Source organism: uncultured Pseudacidovorax sp. (assembly GCF_913773995.1).
Classification (GTDB): domain Bacteria; phylum Pseudomonadota; class Gammaproteobacteria; order Burkholderiales; family Burkholderiaceae_C; genus Xenophilus.
In genome coordinates, this window is sequence record NZ_CAJYES010000091.1 from 25069 (window position 1) to 32074 (window position 7006).

Here is a 7006-nt window from a genome sequence, read left to right on the forward strand (position 1 = left end):
TGGAGCCGCGGCCCTCAGCCCCTCTCTAGCGCCTTCGGCTTGGAGGGGGGCGCACCCAGCGGCCCGGCAGAGCCAGTTTCGCGCGTGCCCTGGCACGGCCTGCTCCGCGGCAGTTGATCTTTGAGCCTGGTGTTTTGCGGGCACGTTTGCTCCATGGGCACATCCAACGCTCCCTGCGCTTCGTAGAAGCGCCATGGCTGCCAAAGCGCCCTCTTCTTCTTCGAGCCCCGACGCCCTGGGGCGTGCCGTCGCCCCGCTGCCGCCGCGCCGGCTGTTGTGGGCCAACTTCGCCTGGACGCAGATCGCCTGGTTCGCCGCCGTGCTGGGCGCGGCGCACGGCTGGCCGGTGCTGGGCTGCCTGCCGTTGGTGGCGGGGTTGGCCTGGCACCTTCGCACGGTCCGGCGCGCGCAGCCGGAGGCGCGGCTGGTGCTGTATGCCGTGCTGCTGGGCACGCTGGCCGATGCCGGACCGGTGCTGCTGGGCGCCGTGGCCTATCCCAGCGGCCAGTGGACGGCGGCGCTGCCGCCCTTCTGGCTGAGCGGACTGTGGGCGGCCTTCGCGACCTCGATCAACCTCACGCTGCGCTGGCTGCATGGACGGCCCGTGCTGGCCGCACTGCTGGGCGCCGTCGCCGGGCCGCTGGCCTTCTCGTCGGGCGTGCGGCTGGGCGGCGCGCAGTTTGTCGATGCGCCGCTGGCGCTGGGCTGGCTGGCCGTCGAATGGGCGCTCATGCTGCCGCTGCTGTGCTGGCTGGGACAGCGCCATGACGGCGCCGCGGGCCCAGCTAAAGCGGCCGAACCATGAAGCGGGCCTGCGCGTCGTAGCTGGCCAGCTTCGGGGACAGCGCCGGCACTTCGCGCACTGCAAAGCCCTGACGCGCCCAGAAGCCGGCCGAGCCGTTGACGGCCACCAGCGCCATCTCGCGGCAGCCGGCCGCCACGGCCTGCGCGGCCAATAGCGGCATGGCGCGCCCGGCCGCCCCCAGGCCGCGGGCGGTGGGGAGCAGCGCCATGTCGTGCAGGTAGTAGGCCGGTGCGGGCACCGGCAGGCGCTGCAGCAGCGTGTCCAGCGCGGGCGGCGCATCGGCCTGCCAGGGATGGCTCAGCACATAGCCGGCGAGCACACCGTCTCGCGTGGCGAGGCACAGGCAGCCGCCGGCGAAGAGGACCAGGCGCTCGGCGAAGACGGCCTCGCCCTCCGGATAGTCGGGATGGACCTCGGCCGCGATCTGCAGCACGGCGGGCAGGTCCTGGCGCTGCATCGGCCGCCAGTGGACGGCCTGTGACGAAGAAGGCGAAGCAGAAGCATCGGACATGCCCCGAGCATAGACAGCGCGCCACCGTCACCGGAGCGACACGTTCGCGCCCTCCAATGCCGGCCATGCACAACCCAAGCCGGAACCACGCGTGAGCCGCGGCATGTGCTGGCTGCTGGCCACGCAGTTCTTTTCGGGCCTGGCCGACAACGCGCTGCTGGTCATCGCCATCGCGCAGCTGATGGCGATGGGCGCGCCGGTGTGGATGGCGCCGATGCTCAAGTTCTGCTTCACGCTGTCCTATGTGCTGCTCGCGCCCTGGGTGGGCGCGCTGGCCGACCGCTGGCCCAAGGCGCTGGTGATGCTGGCCGCCAACCTGCTCAAGGCGGCCGCCGCCTGCGGAATGCTGCTGGGTCTGCATCCGCTGGTGGCATTCGCGCTGGCCGGCCTGGGCGCGGCGGTCTATTCGCCGGCCAAGTACGGGCTGATCACCGAGCAGGTGCCGCCAGCGATGCTGGTGCGTGCCAATGGCTGGATCGAGGTGAGCACCGTCTGCGCCATCGTGCTGGGCACCGGCTTCGGCGGCCTGCTCGTCAGCGCGCGCATGCCGGGCGTGGACACGGCCCTGGCAGTGGTACTGGCCACCTACGCGCTGGCAGGCCTGCTCAACTTGCTGATTCCCCGCGGTGTGTCGCACGGCAGCGGCATGGGCTGGGCACCGGCCGCGCTGGTGGGCCGCTTCGCCACGGCTAACGCGACGCTATGGCGCGATCCGCAGGGCGGGCTGTCGCTGGCCATCACCACGCTGTTCTGGGGCGCGGGCGCCACGCTACAACTGGTGGTGCTGGCCTGGGCGCAGGACGCGCTGGACCTCGGCCTCGATGAGGCGGCCTATCTGCAGGCGGTGGTGGCCCTGGGCATCGTGGCGGGCGCGGCGCTGGCCGGGCGCCTCGTTCGTCTGCACCAAGCCACCCACGTGCTTCCGCTGGGCGTGCTGATGGGCGCCAGCGTGCCGCTGATGGTGGGCGTGGACACGCTGCCCGTGGCCGTCGTCCTGCTCACGCTGATCGGCGCCCTGGCCGGCCTGCTGGTGGTGCCGATGAACGCGCTGCTGCAACACCGCGGCCATGTGCTGCTGCGGCCGGGCGAATCCATCGCCGTGCAGAACTTCAACGAGAACCTGGGCGTGCTGCTGATGCTGGGCGTCTACGCCGCCCTGCTGAGCCTGGACCAGCCCATCGCCCTGCTCACGGGCGCACTGGGCGCCTGCGTGGCGCTGGGCACGCTGCTGGCCGCAGGCCTGTATGCGCGGCGCAGCGCAACACCCGCTCGATGCGCAGGCGCTTCCTGTGCGCCCTCTCTGCCCTCCACCTCTTCCACCAGGGACCTGCCATGAAACTGCTGATCGTCTCGGATGCCTGGGAACCCCAGGTCAACGGCGTCGTGCGCACGCTCAAGATGACGCGCCGCGAGCTGCAGCGCCTGGGCGTGGAGGTGCATGTGCTGTCGCCGCTGGACTTCCGCTCGGTGCCCTGCCCCACCTATCCGGAGATCTCACTGGCGCTGACCTCGCGCGCCGGTGTGGCCCGCCGCATCGACGCCATCGACCCCGACTGCCTGCACATCGCCACCGAAGGCCCGCTGGGCTGGGCCGCGCGCAGCATCGCCCTGTCGCGCGGCTGGCCCTTCACCACGGCCTACCACAGCCGCTTTCCGGAATACGTGCATGCCCGCGTGCGGCTGCCGCTGGCCTGGAGCTATGCGGTGCTGCGTCGCTTCCACAACGCGGCGCGTGCCACGCTGGCGCCCACACCGGCGATCGTGGACGACCTGAAGCAGCGCGGCTTCACGCAGGCGCGGCTGTGGTCGCGCGGCGTCAACCTGGCGGCCATGCATCCCGAGGGCCCGCGCATGGCGCGGCCCGCCGAGCCCGTCTTCCTGTACGTGGGCCGCATCGCGGTGGAAAAGCAGGTGCACAGGTTCCTCGAACTCGACCTGCCCGGCCAGAAATGGGTGGCGGGCGAAGGCCCGGCGCTGGCCAGGCTGAAGGCCCGCTTCCCCGAGGCCCGCTGGCTGGGCCTGCTGGATGTGGAGGCGCTGGCCAGCCTCTACCGGACGGCCGACGTGACCGTCTTTCCCAGCGTCACCGACACCTTCGGGCTGGTGATGGCCGAGTCGATGGCCTGCGGCACGCCCGTGGCTGCCTACCCGGTGCCCGGCCCCATCGACGTGGTGGGCACGGATTCGCCTGGCGGCGTGCTCGACCAGGACCTGCGCGCCGCCTGCCTGGCCGCCCTGCACAAGCCCCGCGACGGCGTGCGCCGCTTCGCCGAGCGCTACAGCTGGCCGGCCGCCACGCGGCAGATGCTGCAGGCGCTGGCGCCCCGGCGCGGCGACAAGTCCGCCGCGCTGGCCGCCGCCGAACACATCGCCGCCGAGGGCACGGTCGCCGTCGATGATGATCGCGCAGGCAACGGCGGGGCCGCGCAGGGCAGCGGGCCCACCGCCGTGGCCGCTGCTGCTGCCTGATCGTCACCGCGGAGCCACCGCCATGAAGATCGCCGTCGCCGGCGCCGGCTACGTCGGCCTGGCCAATGCCGTGATGCTGGCGCGTCATCACCATGTGGTGGTGCTGGACACCGATGCGCGCAAGGTCGAGGCCCTGCGCGCCGGCCAGAGCCCCATCGTCGACGCCGAGCTGCAGGCGCAGCTGGCCGGGGGCGGACTGGACCTCACGGCCACGCTGGACCGCAACCTGGCCTACGACGGTGCCGAGCTGGTGATCGTGGCCACGCCCACCGACTACGACCCGGTGGCCAACCACTTCGACACCCGCAGCGTGGACGCCGTGACGGCCGATGCGCTGGCCTGGTCGCCCGATGCGCTGGTGGTCATCCGCTCGACCGTTCCCGTGGGCCACACGCAGGCGCTGCGCGCCCGCCTGGGCAGCGAAGCCATCGTCTTCGCGCCAGAGTTCCTGCGCGAGGGCCGCGCCCTGCATGACAGCCTGCATCCCAGCCGCATCGTGGTGGGCGACACCGGCCCGCGCGGCCGGCGCGTGGCCGCGCTGCTGCGAGAGGGCGCGCTGGCCGACGAGGTGCCACTGCTGCTCACCGGCAGCACCGAGGCCGAAGCCATCAAGCTCTTCGCCAACACCTACCTGGCCATGCGCGTGGCCTACTTCAACGAGCTGGACACCTATGCCCTGAGCCATGGTCTGGACCCGCGGCAGATCATCACCGGCGTGGGGCTCGACCCGCGCATCGGCCTGCACTACAACAACCCCAGCTTCGGCTACGGCGGCTACTGCCTGCCCAAGGACACGCAGCAGTTGCTGGCCAACTACGCCGACGTGCCGCAGAACCTGATCCAGGCCATCGTCACCGCCAACACCACGCGCAAGGACTTCCTGGCGCGCGACATCCTGGCCCGCATGGACGGCGCCACGCGCACGGTGGGCATCTACCGGCTGACCATGAAGGCGGGCTCGGACAACTTCCGCACCAGCAGCGTGCAGGGCATCATGAAGCGCATCAAGGCCAAGGGCGTGCCGGTGATCGTGTACGAGCCCACGCTGGCCGATGACCAGTTCTTCGGCTCGCCGGTGGTGCGCGACCTGGTGCGGTTCAAGCGCGGGGCTGCGCTGATCGTGGCCAATCGCGCGACACCCGAGCTGGACGATGTGCAGGACCGCGTCTACACCCGCGACCTCTTCGGTGGGGACTGACGCAAGCGCTCAGACTCCCAGCGCTTCGCCCGCACTCACGAAGCGGCGCTCGCGCATCCACTTGGTGACGACCCACTTCTCGCCCTGCTCTACCGGGCTGCTGGCATGCAGGCAGCGCGGGTCCACGCCGCCCTGGTCGTCGCCGTACTCGAAGTAGCAGGCATGACCCTGGACAGGCGAGAAGGCCAGTCCCAGGTGGGGAAACACGGTCTGGCCGCCCGCCGGCACGTCGTTGAGGTAGGTCACCAGCGTGCTCACGCGCTGGCCGCTGCGCGCCACGGACTCGCGGTTGGCGGCATTGGTGGGTGCCAGGTAGTCGTGGTGCGGTTCGCTGCCCGCACCGGCGGGATAGCGCAGCACCTGGAGGCCCTCGCCGTTCTCCAGCGGCAGGTTCATCAGCGCCGACAGGCGACGGTCGAGCCGCGCCACCAGGTCGTTCTCGCCCAGGCGGAAGAACATGCCCCAGCTGGTGCGGTGCTGGCTGACCACGTCCCGGCCGCTCATCGGATCGACCAGGGTGGACGGTTGCAGCCGCGGGCGCGCCATGTCGATGAGCGCCTGGCATTCGGCCGCGTCCAGCACCGGGCCCAGCGCGGCCCACACAGGACCGTGGCCGCGTGCATGCACCGTCACCTCACGATCGGCCGCGGCGATGCGGTGGCCCGGCGCCAGCCGCGGCCGGGGGATGAAGGGACGTGCCGCTTCGTCATCCGGCAGCGCCACGCCGTCCGCCGGCGGTGCGACGCCGCGGCGGCGGGCCTCCACGAAGGCCCCGACGATGGCCTGCGCCGAATGCGCCGCCATGCCCTTACCGGCTATCGCGTCGACGAGGCCTTCGGGCGGCGCGCCGGCATCGAGGTTGTGGGTGATCCAGTGGCCCAGCTCGGGCAGTAAACGAAGGACGGTGCTCATGGCTGCGCAATGATCGACCGGCCCGCCATCCCGGAGCCTGACGCGAGCCCGTCCCGTGGGTCCGTCCCCGTCCGCAGCGCCCGCTGCCGCCCGTAGCGCCGCCGCAGGCTGCGCACCTGGACCATGGCCGAACGCATGGCCATCGCCACGCCGGTCATCACCAGCAGGCTGAAGACCACGTCGCTGGCAAAGTGCCCGCCCTGGGCCACGCGCGCCGCGCCCACGAGCAGGCACAGGAGCGCACCGGCCGCCCACCAGCGTCGGCGCACCCGACGCACGCCCCACAGGCCGAAGCCCGCGATCACGAACCCGGTGGCCGCATGGCCGCTGACGAAAGAGCAGTTGCGCTCACAGGCGTGCGACAGGCTGCCCACCGGCACATAGTCGGTCGGCCCGCCGAAGGGCTTGACCTGCTGCGGCCGGGGACGACCCACATGCTCCTTGAGGCCCTGGTTGACGACCAGGCACACGCCCAGCAGCAGCAACGCCACGGCGGCCAGCAGCCGGCCCCGCCAGCGCCGCGCCGCGCCGCAGGGAATGCGGCGCGCAGGCACCAGCAGCACCAGCAGGCCCACCACGCCGAGCACGCGACCGACCTGCGGCACCAGTCGCCAGAGGTCCAGCACCCCGTGGTACAGGTTGCCGATGAAGCCGGTGGGAATCTGCGGCAGGTAGAAGGGCGCGGACGCGGCCAGGTCCAGCGCCGGCCAAGTGCGAAAGACCAGGCCGCACAGCAGCACGGCGGCCAGCCAGCCCAGCCAGGCGGCCTGACGCGTACTCATGGCGCACCGTTCCATCGCAGCAGCACCAGGCCGCCCATGCGCATCAGCGGCTGCCAGGTGGGCAGCGTGCCGTCCGCACCGGGCGGTCGGCGGCCCGCCGGCAAGGCGGCAAGCTGTGAGGCCAGGCTGTCGATCTGGTCCTCGCGCACCAGCGCCAGGTCGCCCGGCCGGGGCGGACGCCGCGGCGCCTCGCGCCGGGCATAGACGGCCACGCTGGGCAGGTGCAGGCCCCACTGCACCAGCGTCGCGCCAGCGGGCGGCGCGGTCTGCGCCAGCACGGCGGCGGCCCGCTGGCCGGCCTCGCGCACCGGTGCCTGCAGTTGCCGGCC

The 7006-nt window shown here is 72.2% G+C and carries 8 protein-coding genes; 4 read left to right on the forward strand and 4 right to left on the reverse strand.

All coding sequences use genetic code 11. The features are described from left to right. The first annotated feature begins 193 nt into the window (after positions 1 to 193). Positions 194 to 805 (forward strand): DUF2878 domain-containing protein, encoded by a 612-nt coding sequence (locus QZ772_RS08225; protein WP_295524586.1) that lies wholly within the window; start codon positions 194 to 196, stop codon positions 803 to 805. Here the strand turns inward: QZ772_RS08225 and QZ772_RS08230 are convergent. Further along, positions 786 to 1316, reverse strand: a complete 531-nt coding sequence (locus QZ772_RS08230) for a GNAT family N-acetyltransferase (RefSeq protein ID WP_295524588.1) — start codon at positions 1314 to 1316, stop codon at positions 786 to 788. The genes QZ772_RS08225 and QZ772_RS08230 overlap by 20 nt on opposite strands. A gap of 91 nt (positions 1317 to 1407) precedes the next feature. Here QZ772_RS08230 and lplT point away from each other — a divergent pair, with 91 nt between their 5' ends. Genes lplT through QZ772_RS08245 form a run of 3 tightly spaced genes read left to right on the forward strand, consistent with a single transcriptional unit; the run spans position 1408 to position 4983 of the window. After that, positions 1408 to 2652, forward strand: coding sequence for a lysophospholipid transporter LplT (lplT, locus tag QZ772_RS08235; RefSeq protein ID WP_295524589.1), 1245 nt, complete (start codon positions 1408 to 1410; stop codon positions 2650 to 2652). Beyond that, positions 2649 to 3785: a glycosyltransferase family 1 protein gene (locus QZ772_RS08240; protein WP_295524591.1), complete on the forward strand. Its 1137-nt coding sequence runs from the start codon at positions 2649 to 2651 to the stop codon at positions 3783 to 3785. The genes lplT and QZ772_RS08240 overlap by 4 nt, the downstream gene beginning before the upstream one ends. Positions 3786 to 3807: 22 nt before the next feature. Further along, on the forward strand, positions 3808 to 4983 hold the full coding sequence (locus QZ772_RS08245) for a nucleotide sugar dehydrogenase (RefSeq protein WP_295524592.1): 1176 nt from the start codon (positions 3808 to 3810) through the stop codon (positions 4981 to 4983). Between the two features lie 9 nt (positions 4984 to 4992). On the opposite strand, the gene QZ772_RS08250 is transcribed toward QZ772_RS08245, so the two are convergent. The 3 genes from QZ772_RS08250 to QZ772_RS08260 all read right to left on the reverse strand — a co-directional run. Continuing rightward, on the reverse strand, positions 4993 to 5895 hold the full coding sequence (locus QZ772_RS08250; RefSeq protein ID WP_295524594.1) for a 2OG-Fe(II) oxygenase: 903 nt from the start codon (positions 5893 to 5895) through the stop codon (positions 4993 to 4995). Then, a complete protein-coding gene (locus tag QZ772_RS08255; protein ID WP_295524596.1) occupies positions 5892 to 6677 on the reverse strand; it encodes a phosphatase PAP2 family protein in 786 nt (261 codons plus the stop codon). The genes QZ772_RS08250 and QZ772_RS08255 overlap by 4 nt, the downstream gene beginning before the upstream one ends. Beyond that, the coding region (locus QZ772_RS08260; RefSeq protein ID WP_295524597.1) for a hypothetical protein at positions 6674 to 7006 on the reverse strand (333 nt) is incomplete at its 5' end. The genes QZ772_RS08255 and QZ772_RS08260, both read right to left, overlap by 4 nt.